The organism is Marinomonas ushuaiensis DSM 15871 (genome assembly GCF_000521805.1).
Classification (GTDB): Bacteria; Pseudomonadota; Gammaproteobacteria; order Pseudomonadales; family Marinomonadaceae; genus Marinomonas; species Marinomonas ushuaiensis.
On record NZ_JAMB01000004.1, the window covers coordinates 141,774 to 157,536 of the forward strand.

Genomic DNA, 15,763 nt, shown 5'->3' on the forward strand with positions numbered 1-15,763 from the left:
ACTAAATGACAAAACACAAGGAAGCAAAAAAGGCAGGTCGAGCTGGCCGAGTCAAAACACCCGAAGCACTATTTTTAGGTGAATTAGCCAACCAGCAATCTTCAAAATATCGACTTGCTCAAGGCTTTGGCGTGTTGTTTGCAGTGTCGCTAGTGCTCCAAGCGTGGGCATTAGCCAATGTGTTTTCGGACATGGCGCTGCACCAAACGTTTTCCTTGTCACTTTTGGTTATGGGTTTATTTGCTCTGTTATTACGCGCTTTAGCAAACTTTGCTAGAGAGCGTGTCTGCACCAGCGCAAGCCGTGACATACGTTACGGTTTGCGACGTAAACTGGTGTCGCATCTTACAAAACTGGGTCCAGCTCGGTTAAGAATAGAAGAAGATGCGGCACTTTCTACTCGTGTTTATGAACAAGTCGATGCGTTAGACGATTTCTTCAGTCGCTATAAACCACAAGTGTTTATGGTGACCCTTATTCCTTGTGTCATCTTGATGTCCGTCATATCCGTTTCTTGGATTGCCTTTTTTATCTTCATGATGACCGCACCGCTCGTTATTGTTTTTATGATATTTGTCGGCCACAAAGCCGCGCAAGCCAATCGACGCCAGTTTAGTGTCTTGGCCATGTTATCGAATCAATTCATGGATTTGAGCCAAGGTTTAGCAGAATTAAAACGCTTAAACCGCACCGACGAAGCAAGAGAACGCTTGTCTACTAGTGCGAGTGCCTATCAAAAAACCACCATGAATGTGTTGTATTTGGCGTTTCTTTCCACTGCGACCTTAGAGTTGTTTGCTTCTTTATCCATTGCCATGATTGCCTTGTATCTTGGTTTAGGCTTGTTGGAAATTCTACCTTGGCAAGTAGGCTCGTCACCTGTCACCTTGACTCAGGCCATGTTTTTACTTTTACTCGCCCCAGAATTTTATTTACCACTGCGACAGCTTGGCAACGATTACCACGCCAAACAAAAAGCCGAAGCCGCTGCAACGGATCTACTTGAAATAGTGAATACGCCTGTTTCAATGTCTGCACAACATCAAGCGGCTGATTCAGTCGATACGGACTCAACCGCGTCGAATCGAACACGTTTTATTAGTTTTCAAAACCTCAGTTGGAGCGAAGCAGGGCGCCATCGACTGTCTCCAATTACGGCAGAGATCGCTCAAGGTGAACGTGTTTGGCTAAGCGGTGAATCTGGCGTGGGTAAATCTAGCTTGTTACATCTGCTATTAGGCTTTGAAGAAAACTATCAAGGTGCATTTTTCGTTAATGGCACGCCTTTTAACGCAATGAAATTAGATGAGTGGCGCAAGAGTCTTGCTTGGTTGCCGCAAACACCTGAATGGGTCAACGGCAGTATACGTCGCAATTTATTGCTTGGTATTGAATCCCCCAGTGAAGATGTCATTCAAGCTGCCTTAGCCAAAAGCCAATGTGACGACTTCATTCAAGGCTTGCCATCGGGACTAGACACAAAAATTACTGAGCTTGGTGCTGGTTTATCTGGCGGACAAATGCAACGACTTTCCATTACGCGGGCCTTATTGTCTAACGCGGATGTGTGGCTACTCGACGAACCTTGTTCTGGCTTAGATGAAGAAACCGCACAAGCAGTGTTGACTACATTGGATCAGGCTTCCGAAGGCAAAACCTTACTTATCGTCAGCCACGATACCCATCCGATAGCTTGGGCCGACAAGCATTGGTCGCTTTCAACAGGAGGCTTGCATCAATGAGTCGTTCTTCTATAAATAAGAAAGCAAAACTCACACTGAAAGGACTATTACTGGCAAACCCTTGGGGTTTTGTCATACCTGTTATTTTGGGTGTGATTGCAAGCTTAACCGGCGTTGGACTATTAGGTCTGTCTGGTTGGTTTATCTCCGCAACAGGTTTAGCGACGGCCATTGGAACAGGGCTTACCTTCAATTATTTAACGCCCGGTGCCATAGTGCGTGGTTTGGCAATATTTCGTACTGCAGGTCGTTATGGCGAGCAAGTAACTGCCCATAATCATTTGTTAGGCTTGTTACGAATTTTGCGCCTTTGGGTATGGGATCAACGCGTTGCAAAAGATGCAGCCAACCTTCATGAACAAAGCCGAGGGGATTTACTGCAACGCCTCGTCAGCGACCTTGATCAAATCATTCGTTGGCCTTTGGTGGTGTTCTTGCCTTGGTTATACGCCTTATTAAGTTATGCCGCCGTTGCTATATTGGCCTACATCATTTTGCCAAACTTACTCTGGCCTTTGGCGATAGCCGCTGTGTGTCACGTTATTGTGATTCCTTATGTGTGCGGTCGTTTCGCTAGTCATTCTGTTCACGTTGCTCAAACGCTTGGTGTGCATCGACGCAGTCGTTTTATCAGCGTCTTCTCCGCTTTAATCACACTAACCATTCGTGGACACTGGAAAGACTACGCAGCGCGTCTTAATCAACTAGACGATCGCCAACGAAGAATGGAAATAATCACTCAAAATGCCGTCAGTACAGGGCGCTTATTGGGTTATATCGTGACTATCGGATTACTTTTCAGCTGCTTCTATTTGGTCAGTAATTATTCAGACGTAACACAAAGCTGGACGCTGGCGGATGGTGTTCATGGCACTTGGTTCGTCGGATTCATATTGTCTTTATTGGCGGTAAACGAATTGGTTTTACCTTTAGTACAATCCTTTGTGGCGCAAGGTCAATCACAAGTGGGCTTACGCCGATTGAACCAGTTATCTCAAAATGTAACGCCACAAGAGTCAGTAGACCAAGTAATCACGCCTCAAAAGGCAAACCAAACACAAACCACTGTCCATACAATGGAGTTCAAACAATTTCGTGGATTCCATTCCCCAAGCAACATGGGCAACCAAGCGATTGATTTAGCCATAAAAACAAATGACACCATTTGGATCCGAGGCGAAAGTGGCTCTGGAAAATCCACCTTACTTGCCGCCATCGCAGGGGATTGTTTATCGGAAGGGGAAGCCGTAATTAACGGTGAAGAGCAATCGATCTACGACAACTCGGATTACCAATCGGCGTTAAGTTACTTGCCTCAATCACCTTATATCTTCCAACAAAGCGTCGGCGCCAACCTACGTCTTGGCAACCCAAACGCCACAGATGAACAAATGCTCGCCGTCCTCAAAGCCGTTGCTTTGGACAGTTGGATAAACGACCTACCAAATGGATTGGCAACATTGCTTAGTTCACAAGGAAGAAACCTATCAGGCGGACAACGAAAACGTCTCGCCTTAGCGCGTCTATTGTTAAGACAATCGCCCGTTCTACTACTCGACGAACCCTTCGACGGACTAGACAAAGCCACTATCGAAGTAATCTGCCAATCGCTTCAAAACGACTACAAACCAAAGATATTAGTGTTGGTCAGTCATATTGAAAGTCGGCTTGGGGATGATTCTAGAATCATTGAACTTTTTTAAGCTACCGTTCGAATACTTTGTATCAATTAACTTTATTCCGCCCCGCTGGGCGGGTAACTTTTTGCTAGCGTCCAAAAACTGGTTTTATTAGGAAAAGCAAAAAATCGCTTTTAAGGCCTTTAACGCATTATTTCCTTTGTATACGATAAATCCAGCAATACGATCTATGTTGTAAGGCATTTAGACGATTTTCTGTCTGGCGATATATTGAGAAACACAGAAATGCCAACACCTTAGTGTCGTTCAATCACGTTCCTTGAAAAGAGCGAATCGAACTTTGACTATAGAGCTATCAGATTACTGGTGAGTTAAGTCTCTTCCCCTTGCTTTTGAAGGGGAAGACGGAAGATGGGGTTGTGTCTGGTTCTTGTAGGGTACGATGAGCGAAGCGTGATCTGTAGCCTTATTCTCTATTGAAAACACTATTGGCAATTTTCATCAACACACGTTAAATTAAAATGCTAACGGAATGAAACAAGCAAGAAACTCATGGATGGTTCTTTTTCTTTATAAATCCTCCTTTTTTCTTCGTGAGATTTCGTTCATAAAGTTATGGTGAGCACGCTTATTTTTTAATTTAACTCTGACCCCAATTATTTCATTGAATTTTATTGTAAGGATATGGAAAAAAATTTCATAAGTGATAGATTGGAATGCTTGTTTAGTTAAAATGGAGGTTAAGTAAATGCGTAATGAAATAGTTGTAGGTGTATTGGTTTTTATAATTAGTGCTCCATTTGGCTATATTACAAATAGTTACTTATCTAGAGATAAGGTAACAATAGAGAATTTAGAAATTATTCCTGTTAGCAGCAAATTTATTATTAATAAAGGCGAATTATCTAAAATTAAAAACTTTAGATATTCTGATAACTATACAAATAATTTTAGATTTCAGAACCTTCCAGATGAGTTAAATAGTTATCAGGTATCTTGGCTTGAAAGAAACTTAATGGATAATAAAATTGATGCGGAAATTTATTTGAAAGATATTAGATTCTCTTTGAATGTTGTTAATTCAATGCCAGAAGGATCCAAAGGACAGGAAATATTTTCTTCTATTGATTCAAGTATAATAACGCCTTCTATATATGTTGAACCAAAAGAAGTATCTAAATTAGACGTGATGAACTCATTGAGAAATAAAATATCAGCTATAGAATCTCATCTTAATGATATTGTAGTGTTGATGAGGAAAATATCAGAATTTAATGAGGTTAGAACAGGAGCGTTTAATATTGTAGCGACGCTATTAAATTCCGGTGATACAGATGGTTTAGTGAAATATAAAGGTTTAATTTCTATAAAGAATTATGGTGATCAAATACCAGTTGAAATTAAAAGAGATCAAATAAAACCTGAATTTTTTGGTTATTTTGGTGGTTTGGATAACTTTTCTTCGAAATCAAAATCGACATCTATTAGTAAACGATCGATGGTTGAATTGATTTTTTCTATTTCAGATGAAAACTATAATGATAAGTTAGTACAAGAAGTTCGAGAGCTTGTAAAGACTAAGAGGCCTCTAGATATTAATCTCAGTTTGACTGATTTTAGAAATGAAAAGATAACTTCAGAATATTATAAGCTCTATGCAACTGATTAAGCCAAAAATAATAATTAGCGTTAGAGTAAAGTTAAAACTGGATTTCCCCCCTAATTCTTTCCTTTCTTGGTTTAGTGTCAGATTACATATTATTCCAATCCATGAAATAATTAGGGTCAGAGTAAAATTAAGTGTTTTCTACGCCAGTAAGAAATTTATAAACTAAAAAAAGCCTTCATTCTTTCTGATAATGAAGGTTTTTTGTAATTTAAAACTAAGAAAAAATTTATTCAGTCTTAAACAATCTAACCTCAGTCTCACTGAACCTCGATTTACCAATTAATCTCACGTAATGCCTGATTACGCCTCGTTTCTAGGCCTTGTGTGGTTTTTGTTTCTTGTCCAGTGAGTTTTTGATTAAAGGAAAATAAATGGTTTCTACAGGTAATGAAGACCGTCTTGAGATATGGCGGGCCCTGTCAGATCTCTTTCTTGATACAGAAATAACCGATACGACTTATGAGTATATTGCTCGTACTATTGATGAAAGTGGTCTTTCTTTAGTGGAAGCGGAGAATATTCTTTGGTACGAAGTGTATCCTGTATTGGAAAAGAACCTGAGAAGTATAACGGGTGTTTGGGATGGCTGGTCTGATGCTTGGTTATTAGAGCATTTATCAAGACGTAGCTTTGCTGGTGATGTGCGTGGTCGGTCTTCCACTAAAAAAGAGATTAAGGCGTCTTGGTTGCGAGTCCTTGACGTTCTATCTAAGGAAGAATAAAGAAACACGCCATACTATTGCTGAAAAGCATACTAATCCGATCAGATAACTTGATTTACCGCTTATAGAGCGCCATCTTATTATTCAACTGATTGCGCTTTTAACAAGGTCCTTTTTCAATAATGCGTTTTATCTAAGCACTTTTTAATGAATGAAGTGCTTTATCTCTGAGGTTTAAGATGACTAATTCACCGATACAAATCGTTTGCCAAAGTTGTGGAACAAAGAATCGCCTGCCTAAAGCCAAGTTGAGTGATAAGCCTCTTTGTGGGAAATGTGGGAAGCCTGTGCTTTCAACACGTCCTATTGTGGGAAGTGATGCAAATTTCAAACGTTATATTAACGACAATGCTTTGCCTGTGGTTGTCGACTTTTGGGCGTCATGGTGTGGGCCGTGTCAGCAATTTGCGCCTATTTTCGAGCAAGTCGCAGGGGAGATGTCCACTCAAGCGTGTTTTGTGAAGTTAGATACTGAGCAGAATCAAAATACGGCAGGTGGCTATAATATTCGTTCCATTCCGACTCTGATGATATTTCATCATGGTAAAGAGGTGGCTCGTCTGTCCGGTGCTTTACCTAAGGCACAATTTAAACAATGGTTGGCTCAGAATTTACCCACTGTATAAAGCCTTTCTGAGTTCTGAGTTCTGAGTTCTGAGCTTTGGGCGAATAGCATGTCATAAAAAAAACCAGCGTAAAATTTAATTTTACGCTGGTCTTTTTTGCTTCGATCCTAACTGATCGGCTGTATGTCGTCGCACTTATTATCTGAATTTAGGTATTTATTGAGCCATTTAGGCTTTTACTGCAGCCGTAGACGCCTTGATATAATCTTGAATCGTGTCTTTCAGTTGTAGGCGTTGTTTCTTTAACAGTTCTTCTTCTGCTGTCGTAGATGGAGTGATTTCTTGCTCCATTTTCTCTACTTCTTTTGTTAAGTGGTTGTATTCGTCATAGAGTTTTTTGAAGTGGGCGTCTTCCATTTTTAAATGATGGATCTCTTCTTTAAACTCTGGAAATTCGTTAATCAAACTATGGTCTTCGATTGGCATGATAGCCTCCTGTCTTTGTTTGCTTTCATATTAGATTAGCCTAATTCGGCTTATCTTTTCTTGATGCTAGTCAGGTTTTCTTTGTCTACCGGCGGTTTTAACCCTTCTTTTTAAGTAGATGATCTATATCCCCATACTACTATCAATGGTTCGATATAGAGGGGTTTCAATGATAGATTTTAAGTTTGTGAGATGTTCCATGTTTTTTGAATTTTTATGGGTGATAGAGGGCGTTTGTTGCCGGAGTATTGACAAAAAAGCCGCGATAACTTTTATCGCGGCTTTTTGATTTTGAGGCATTAGGTGTTTATGCCATAACTTGAAGATAGCTTAGAAATTCAGTTCGATCCTTGGCTGGCTAGATTTTGATAAATCAACCTCTGGCGAACAAAGGAAAATACGTGAAGAACTAATGCCTTCTTTTACTAGGTAATCTTTTAGGATATTAGAGCGTTCTTGAGCGAGCTTTTGTGCTTCGCCTCTGGTTGCACTGTCAATAGATGCTGGTGGTTCTTCAAGTCCTAAATCAAGATAGCTGGCAACACCGCAGGCTTTTAATTTACTGTCTTCTTTGTCTTTCATTAAAGCGGTTAGCTGTTTCAGGAAGACGTCTTGAGCGTCATTTAAGCGGCTTTCTTCTGCTTCAAACAATAATGGTTCAACTCGAATTTTGAGCAACTGGTCTCCAGCTAATTGTGCAATGCTTATTACGCTGGCGTATGGCACAAAGGTTTGCATGAGATAACTACTCGATGCTTTAAACAGGGCTTTTCGTACTGGCAAGATCATGAAGCTTTGCCAGCCAAACTCTGGATTTTCTATGTCGCCAGAGAGTGGGATATCTAAGTCGATATTATTGTCGCTGTCTTTTAAAATGCCGACGGCAATGTTAAGCGGGACAGCGCCAGCTTTAATAACAGAGCTGCTTTCTTTCTTACCGCCAAGATCAAACTCTCGTAATAATATATGGGAGTTACCATCTAATTCACCATTGTCTGCGTTTAGGGTTAGATCTAAATCCAGTTGTCCTGAGTCGATCTGATAACCTAATGCATTGGCGATGTAAGACGAATAAGGTGGTAGTTCTGCTTCTCGGATAACAAGGTCGCTTTTCATAGTTAACTTGTCTGCAAGAGGCCAAATGGTTATGTCACTGGAAAGAGTGGCGTATTTGCCGTTGCGAGCTTTTAGAGTGAATTCGGTGGCTTGTTCTTTATCCTGCGTATTTAGGTTACGTAAGGACAAAGAATCTATGTCCAATGAGCGCTGTAAAGCTGGGGTTATACTTCTATCTTGTACGTGGATTTGTGATTCGCCAGTCATGTCATACGCATCAAGAATAACGTAATAAGGGGCTTTGAAAGCGGGTTTTTCTTCTGTATTAGGGGCGTTGTTAATCGCATTCTCAGCGTCTTGTGCTTTCGGCGCATTTGAATCTTGTAACGATGGTTGTAATGCCGCTTGTGGGTTTTCTTGTATTGATACTAGGTTTTCAAGACGTTTTTGTGCGTTTAATATTAAGTTTATTTTTACTGAATCTGTTGTGATAGCGCTGATTCTAGAGCCATCTTGATTTGCAGATAATGTGTCTATTTTTATGTTATTGATTTGACCCAAAATGGGTAGAGTTAACTTACTGTCTGTTTCTGGCAGTATTTCAGACAAAGTTATATTGGCAATGTTGATTTGCTCAAATGCCACATCAAATTGTTCACCCTGTTGTGAAAAAGACAATGCGTTGATATCGGCATTTTTCCATGCAGCAATGCGTTTTTTATCACCCAACATGCTGTCCAGTGATTGAGTGGCAATGTTGAGGTTTTCGCCTCTTACAGCAGGGTCTTGTCCGTCTTTTATTTCAACATTAAGTTGGTCGGTAGTGAATTTAAAGGCACCAAGGGATAAGCGTTTTTCCTCTGCTTGAAAAGCGTCTTTTTGTCCGGCTTCCTTGGCTTCTTTATTCGTGTTGTTATTTTGGCGATCAAGCACAACAGATAAGTCGGCAATATCCAGTTGTGTATTAGTAATTTGAGCCGCTAGGCCAAGTTCATCGCGTTTTATATCGATAGGAAGCGTTAGCGCTAAATTATCGTATTGAGCAATTAAATTGGCTTGAGTAAAGGCGAATTGATTGGATGTGAGTGCTGTTTTACCCGTGAAAGTTAATTGATCTGCAGAAACAAACTCTAGATTGGCTTCGGTTAAATCCAATATTGTCGAGGTCGTTGTTATTTTGTCTTGTTCATTTATTGCTAGATCAAGAGCTGTGATTTCTGTCTTCATATTTAAATCGTTAACTTTGAAAACAGGTGCACCTTCGACTTGTGTTTGTAAGACATTAAGTTCGCCGTTTATTGCCAGTTGACCTTCTCCCGTATGAAAAGGAGAAGGTAGGAAGTGGCGTAGGTCGTCTATTGATATCTTGGTTTTCTCAATGCTTATGTTTGCGCTGCTACGTTCTGGGGAATAATCAAATTGAGTCGCTATTGATAAAGTTGATTGGTTGATTAGTGCTGATAGGGCGACTGAGCCAGTCCATTCTAGTGCTTTTCCTGATAAGTCTTTCACCGTCAGATTGCTGATGGTGAAGCGGTCTGTTTGTGCTGGTATTGATGCTTCTGGTTGGCGAGACAAGTGGAGCTGGCTGTCAGTGAAGGTAAACTTAGGCAGGGATATTTTCCATGGCTCGCTGGTAGGCTCTATTTCTGTTTCTTGCTCTGTGTTTGTTTGAAGCGCTTCTTCTGATTCGTCGTTTTGGAGGTATTGAGCCGTATTTATTCCGGCGACAATCCAATCGTTTTCCTGTTGTGCAACCCAGACTGAAAAACCATCAATGTTGGCGTGTGATAAGCGGACAGTGCGAGCGATAAGGGGTAAAGCTTCAATTCCGAAAGTAGCGCGTTTTAGCGTCAGGGTGTCTTGTGTAGCGTTTTTGATAGTGACATTTTTTAAATCGATTTTTGGTGGAAAAAAATCAATGGATAAACTTCCGATAGAGATGTCTTGTCCTTGTTCTTCGAAATATTGACTGATGTAGTGTTTTGCAACAAAAGGCGTTGCAGCCCAAATCATAACGATGATTAATGTCAGAGCAGATAATGGAAAAAAGACAAAATTACGAAAATGTCGGCGTGTCATTATAAGGTCCCTTTTGAGGTGAGTAGTATCTAGGGTTGGTAAGTAGACTAACTGGCTTTGTCTTTCTCTTCTATAGGTTTAGGTTGTAAAGGTTTTGTAGGTTCAGAGCGTAGAGGCATGCGTAATAAATAAATGCTGACGCATACACCAATGAAAACCAAACCGATTGTTGCCCAAAATCGCCATACTAGAAACGTAGAAATGGCCATGCCGGCCCACATAAAAAGAATGGCACGATTTCTTGAACGGCGAGGAATACCATCAGAAGATTGCCAGTCTTTTACGATAGGGCCAAAGAATTTATGATTAAGTAGCCAAGCATGGAATCGCGCAGACGATTTTGAAAAGCACCAAGCCGCAAGCAAGACAAGTGGTGTGGTTGGTAGTAGAGGTAAAAAAATACCAATCACGCCGGTAATTAAGGAAAGCCATCCTAAAATCAAAAGTAAAATTCGCTTTCCTTTCATATCGACATCGCCTTACGATAAAAACGAGACTTACATTCTATTAAGTCGCGTTTTGGTTTAATCGCTACTTTCCTGAGTGAAAAATAGACGCCATATCATCTTCTGCTTCATTTTCAATGAGTGGCCAGCCACCTAAGCGTTTTAATCGATTTACCATTTCGCAAAAAAGTTCGGCGGTTTTTTCAGTGTCGTATTTTGCAGAATGTGCTTCAGCGTTGCTAAATGAAATAGCGGCGGCTTCACATGCTTTTGCTAATACCGTTTGGCCATACACCAAACCTGCAAGGCTTGCAGTATCAAAACTGGAAAACGGATGGAAAGGGTTGCGTTTAATGTCGACTCGTTCAATGGCCGCATTTAAGAAACCATGGTCGAAAGCCGCATTGTGGCCCACTAAAATTGCACGCTTACAATTAACTGATTTCAGTTCTTTACGTACTTTAGCGAACATTTGATTTAGCGCTTCTTCTTCTGGCATATCTTGTCTATCAGGAGCGAATGGATCGATACCAGTAAAGTCTAGAGCGGCTTTTTCAAGGTTCGCGCCTTCAAATGGTTTGATCAAAAACTCTAAGGTTTCATGGATATATAGATCGCCGTTTTCATCCATTCTTAGGATACTGGCGGCCATTTCTAACAAAGCATCTGTTTTTTGATTAAAGCCAGCGGTTTCTACGTCGATAACAATCGGTAAGAAGCCGCGGAATCTATCTTTGATTTCATGGTTTGACAAAAGAAGGTCCTTAATTCTGCCACTTGATCAACAATGGCGGTGTACAATAGGATTGGATCATAACACAATTGATAATGCTTGAACGAGATGTCTAAATGGGAATTACCCAACAACTTCTAATTCGCACTGCCTTTTTATTCACTGCTTGCGTGCCATTTGGCTACGCAAATGCACTGACACATTACCAATCCGGTATTTCGGATTCTAAATGGCTACTTTCTGGTGATATTTTTTCGTGCAATTTAACGCACCCCGTGCCGCATTATGGCGAAGGTCACTTCATAAAAGAAGCGGGCGAGCCAATGAAATTCATTTTACAGCCACAAAATGAAAAGCTAGGTCCTGGTCAGGTTTATATTATTTCTCAAGCGCCTAGTTGGTCGCCGGGCCTTCGACCTGAGACGTTGGAAATTTTGCCTTATCCCGGTTATGGCTTAACGGTTGAAGTCGGTGGCAAAGTCGCGGAAAGAATGCTGACAAGTTTAGATCGTGGGCATCATCCTGTAGTGGCTGGAACGGCATGGGAAAATAATCGTGAAACGGTTGAAGTCGGTTTGTCGAACATTAATTTTGCCCCAGCTTATAATGAATTCAGGCGCTGTTTATCTAGTTTGTTACCCGTCAACTACGATCAAATTGCAAGAACGGCTGCTTTGTTCCCTGTTAATGGTGTCGAGCTTACCGATCGGATGCGATCTCGTTTGGATCTGGTTGCTTTGTATGTGTCTTCTGATCCTAGTGTTGAATACATCTATATTGATGGACATACGGATCCTATTGGTTCGCGTCGTGATAACCGTGAATTGTCGAAAATTCGTGCTGAAAAAGTAACCGCGTATTTGCTTGAGCAGGGTGTGCCGGTAGGTAAAATTATTTCTCGTTACCATGGTGAGCGCTATCCTTCTACGTCAAACCAGACGTCACAAGGTCGAGAACGTAACCGACGTGTTACGATTCGTTTGGAAAGAACGGACGGCGACAGTTAAATTCCCTCTCTTTTTTGATCGATGAAAAGCCCTATCTTTACTGAATTATCTTAGTGAAATAGGGCTTTTTGCTTGCTAAGCAAGAACCGAAATCTTACACTTACCGTCCATTTTATAAATCATTTGCGCCGCCATGTACTGGCTTTTAAAGCATTGGTGTGGGAGCGCTAGCTCGTTGAGGAGAATAGAAATAATGTCTGACGTGAAGAAGGTAGTGCTTGCCTATTCTGGCGGCCTGGATACTTCAGTAATCGTGAAGTGGCTTCAAGAAGAGTATAACTGTGAAGTGGTTACCTTTACCGCTGATTTGGGTCAGGGTGAAGAAGTTGAACCAGCTCGCGCTAAAGCTCAAGCGTTGGGTATTAAGGAAATCTACATCGAAGATTTGCGTGAAGAATTTGTCCGCGATTTCGTATTTCCTATGTTTCGTGCAAACACAATTTACGAAGGCGAGTACTTATTAGGTACTTCTATCGCGCGACCTTTGATTGCGAAACGTTTAATTGAAATCGCTAACGAAACTGGCGCAGATGCTATTTCTCATGGCGCAACAGGTAAAGGCAACGACCAAGTGCGTTTTGAGCTTGGCGCGTATGCTTTGAAACCGGGCGTTAAAGTAATCGCTCCTTGGCGTGAATGGGATCTGACTTCCCGTGAAACGTTAATGGCTTACTGTGAAGAGCATAATATTCCAGTTGATTTCTCGACTAAGAAGAAAAAATCGCCTTACTCTATGGATGCTAACTTGTTGCATATCTCTTTCGAGGGCGACCAGCTAGAAGATCCTTGGACAGAGCCTGAAGACGATATGTGGCGTTGGTCTGTTTCTCCTGAAGATGCACCAAATGAAGCGACTTACATCGAAATCGGTTACGAAAAAGGCGACCCAATTTCTATCAATGGTGAAGCCATGTCTCCTGCAACTATCTTGGAAACATTGAACAAGATTGGTGGCGCGAACGGTATTGGCCGTGTTGACATCGTAGAAAACCGTTTTGTTGGTATGAAAGCACGTGGTTGTTACGAAACACCGGGCGGCACAATCATGATGCGTGCCCATCGTGCGATTGAATCTATCACTTTGGATCGTGAAGCGATGCATTTGAAAGATGAAATGATGCCGCGTTACGCAAAAATTATTTACAACGGTTTCTGGTGGTCTGAAGAACGTCGTATGATGCAAGCGATGATCGATACTTCTCAGAAATACGTAAGCGGTACGGTTCGCCTTAAATTGTATAAAGGCAACGTGACGGTTGTTGGTCGTCAATCACCAAACAGCTTGTTCGATAGCTCTATCGCAACATTCGAAGATGATGCCGGTGCATACGATCAAAAAGACGCAGCAGGCTTCATTAAGTTGAATGCTTTACGTATGCGTATCGCTGCTCAGAAAGGCCGTGGCTTTTTAGACAGTGATAAATAAGTAATAAGATATCTCTAAAACGCTCCATTCTTTAAGAATTGGGGCGTTTTTTTATTTTTGTACGATTGGTCAGGATTTTATATAGTGTTACATTTATTTGGTGGTTTTTATAAAAATACTGCCAATCGAATTAGAGCGACCGTATTTATTTTGAAGGAAACAGTATGACGATCTATAACGTCGGTTCGATTAACCTCGATCATCTTTATCAATTGGATCACTTTGTACGTCCTGGTGAAACCATGGCCTCTGATAGCTACCAATGTCTATTGGGTGGCAAAGGTGCAAACCAATCTGTTGCGTTAGCGAAAGCCGGCGCACAAGTAAAACATGTTGGCGCTATTCACCATAATGACCAAGCCATCATTAAGCAGCTTGAATCTTTAGGTGTTGATACTGGGTTGATTAAACAGCTCGATGTTCCGACTGGTCATGCGATTATTCAGCTAACGAAAGAAGCTGAAAACTCGATTATCTTATATCAAGGCGCGAATCATGCTTTGACAGAAGCGCAAGTTGATGACGTTTTATCTCAGGCTGTGGCGGGTGATTGGGTCTTATTGCAAAACGAAACGAATTTGATTGAATACACTATGCGTAAGGCGCAAGAGCACAATGTTAAAGTCGCTTTTAACCCTGCACCAATGGACGTGGATTTAACAAAACAAGTACTGAGCTTGGTTGATTTATTAATCGTCAACGAAGTAGAGGCAATGGATTTGATTGGCGCTGCTGATATCGATAGTGCCATTGAGGATTTTCCAAAAGCCTATCCTGATCTTGCTGTCTTAATGACATTGGGTAAAGCGGGTGTATGTTACTTCGATGGCAGTAAGAGCAATGCTGACAATAAAATTTCAGTGAACGCTTTCTCTGTTGATGCTGTTGACACAACAGCGGCTGGAGATACTTTTATCGGATTTTGTTTATCTTCCATCATGAAAGGTGAAGATATTACTAAGTCGATTATTCGTGCCTGCGCTGCATCCGCGATATGCGTAACACGATTAGGTGCTGCATCATCTATCCCAACAGAACAAGAAGTAGACGAATTTCTTGCGAAAAACAGTTTGCCAAACAAGAATTAGCCAAACGTGCTTGGTCTAAAAGTTAGCCAAAAGCGAATAGTAGAAAGAGGAATTTAAAATGGCTCGTAAAATTATTATTGATACAGACCCGGGCATCGATGATGCTATGGCAATCTTTTTTGCCTTCCAAGCCCCACAATTAGATGTGTTGGGTCTAACAACGACGTTCGGTAATGTGTCAGTGGACTTGGCGACACAAAACGCCATTACTTTGGCAGAAATTGCAAAAGTCGATGTGCCTGTTGCCAAAGGCGTTGCTGTTCCTAGTGTGATCGCACCTCGTCCGCACCCTGATTTTGTTCATGGTAAAGATGGCTTTGGTAACATCAACTGGCCAGCACCGAAAGGTAAAGCCATCGATAAAAGTGCAGCGCAATTCATTGTTGATACTGTTCGTCAATATCCAGGCGAAGTTACGATCATTGCACTGGGGCCGCTGGGTAACTTGGCAGAAGCTTTAAAGCTTGATCCTGAAGTAGCGAATCTAGTAGATGAAGTGGTATTGATGGGCGGCGCAGCGATTGAATACGGTAATGTATCGCCAGTAGCAGAAGCCAACATTATGAATGATCCACACGCTGCTGATGAGGTGTTCACGGCGGCTTGGCAAGTTACCATGATCGGCCTAGATGTCACCCATCAGGTATTGCTTGATAATCCAATTTTGGAGCGTATTCGAGAAGCAAATCCAATTGAAGGTGGCTTCTTATACGACTGTGCACAGCATTACATTAATTTCTACAGCAGTCGTTTTGATATGGATGGCTGTTACTTCCATGACGCTTCTACGATTGCGTACGTTATGGATCCAAGCATCTTTGGTGTTGAGTTGGGTGCGGTGCGTGTTGCTTGTGAAGGTATTGGTATTGGTCAAACTATTTTTGCCCCTCAAGGCATGGAATTTCCAACTCCCCATTGGAACGATGTTCCTATGACACAGGTGTGTATGGAAGTAGACAGCGAGCGATTACTTAAACTGTTCGAGACAACCTTGTCTTAAACGACTAGAATTGAAGTATCAAAAGGCATGGAGCGGTTGTTTCATGCCTTTTTTATTGAAACCTTTGCACGACCATTGTGTTTTGTAATTATGAATAAAA

Annotated in this window: 13 protein-coding genes; 9 read left to right on the forward strand and 4 right to left on the reverse strand. The window is 41.4% G+C overall.

All coding sequences use genetic code 11. The features are described from left to right. The first annotated feature begins 5 nt into the window (after positions 1-5). From cydD to trxC, 5 genes are all read left to right on the forward strand, one after another. On the forward strand, positions 6-1,742 hold the full coding sequence (gene cydD, locus MUS1_RS06490) for a thiol reductant ABC exporter subunit CydD (RefSeq protein ID WP_036160342.1): 1,737 nt from the start codon (positions 6-8) through the stop codon (positions 1,740-1,742). Further along, positions 1,739-3,445 carry an amino acid ABC transporter ATP-binding/permease protein gene (locus MUS1_RS06495; RefSeq protein WP_084035572.1) on the forward strand — a complete coding sequence of 569 codons (1,707 nt, stop codon included), beginning with the start codon at positions 1,739-1,741 and terminating at the stop codon, positions 3,443-3,445. Before cydD ends, MUS1_RS06495 begins: the two co-directional genes overlap by 4 nt. A gap of 685 nt (positions 3,446-4,130) precedes the next feature. After that, positions 4,131-5,051 carry a hypothetical protein gene (locus tag MUS1_RS06500; protein WP_036160343.1) on the forward strand — a complete coding sequence of 307 codons (921 nt, stop codon included), beginning with the start codon at positions 4,131-4,133 and terminating at the stop codon, positions 5,049-5,051. A gap of 371 nt (positions 5,052-5,422) precedes the next feature. Beyond that, positions 5,423-5,773, forward strand: coding sequence for a DUF7079 family protein (locus tag MUS1_RS06505; RefSeq protein WP_036160344.1), 351 nt, complete (start codon positions 5,423-5,425; stop codon positions 5,771-5,773). Between the two features lie 179 nt (positions 5,774-5,952). Next, positions 5,953-6,399, forward strand: coding sequence for a thioredoxin TrxC (gene trxC / locus MUS1_RS06510; RefSeq protein ID WP_036160346.1), 447 nt, complete (start codon positions 5,953-5,955; stop codon positions 6,397-6,399). A gap of 168 nt (positions 6,400-6,567) precedes the next feature. On the opposite strand, the gene MUS1_RS06515 is transcribed toward trxC, so the two are convergent. The 4 genes from MUS1_RS06515 to rnt form a co-directional block, all read right to left on the reverse strand. Next, entirely contained in the window at positions 6,568-6,825 is a 258-nt protein-coding gene (locus MUS1_RS06515) for an HP1242/YdcH family protein (protein ID WP_036160347.1), read from the reverse strand. A 330-nt stretch (positions 6,826-7,155) separates the two neighbouring features. Then, a complete protein-coding gene (locus MUS1_RS06520; protein WP_036160349.1) occupies positions 7,156-9,963 on the reverse strand; it encodes a DUF748 domain-containing protein in 2,808 nt (935 codons plus the stop codon). A 47-nt stretch (positions 9,964-10,010) separates the two neighbouring features. Then, entirely contained in the window at positions 10,011-10,430 is a 420-nt protein-coding gene (locus MUS1_RS06525) for a YbaN family protein (RefSeq protein WP_051436143.1), read from the reverse strand. Between the two features lie 64 nt (positions 10,431-10,494). After that, complete coding sequence (gene rnt, locus MUS1_RS06530; protein ID WP_036160350.1) at positions 10,495-11,163, reverse strand: ribonuclease T; 669 nt, start codon at positions 11,161-11,163, stop codon at positions 10,495-10,497. 95 nt (positions 11,164-11,258) lie between these two features. Between rnt and MUS1_RS06535 the strand changes: the two genes are divergently transcribed. From MUS1_RS06535 to MUS1_RS06550, 4 genes are all read left to right on the forward strand, one after another. Further along, a complete protein-coding gene (locus MUS1_RS06535) occupies positions 11,259-12,149 on the forward strand; it encodes a flagellar protein MotY (protein WP_036160351.1) in 891 nt (296 codons plus the stop codon). Positions 12,150-12,342: 193 nt separating this feature from the next. Continuing rightward, positions 12,343-13,575: an argininosuccinate synthase gene (locus MUS1_RS06540; RefSeq protein WP_036160353.1), complete on the forward strand. Its 1,233-nt coding sequence runs from the start codon at positions 12,343-12,345 to the stop codon at positions 13,573-13,575. A 164-nt stretch (positions 13,576-13,739) separates the two neighbouring features. Further along, on the forward strand, positions 13,740-14,663 hold the full coding sequence (locus MUS1_RS06545) for a ribokinase (RefSeq protein WP_036160355.1): 924 nt from the start codon (positions 13,740-13,742) through the stop codon (positions 14,661-14,663). A gap of 58 nt (positions 14,664-14,721) precedes the next feature. After that, positions 14,722-15,663 (forward strand): nucleoside hydrolase, encoded by a 942-nt coding sequence (locus MUS1_RS06550; protein ID WP_036160357.1) that lies wholly within the window; start codon positions 14,722-14,724, stop codon positions 15,661-15,663. Positions 15,664-15,763: the final 100 nt, after the last annotated feature.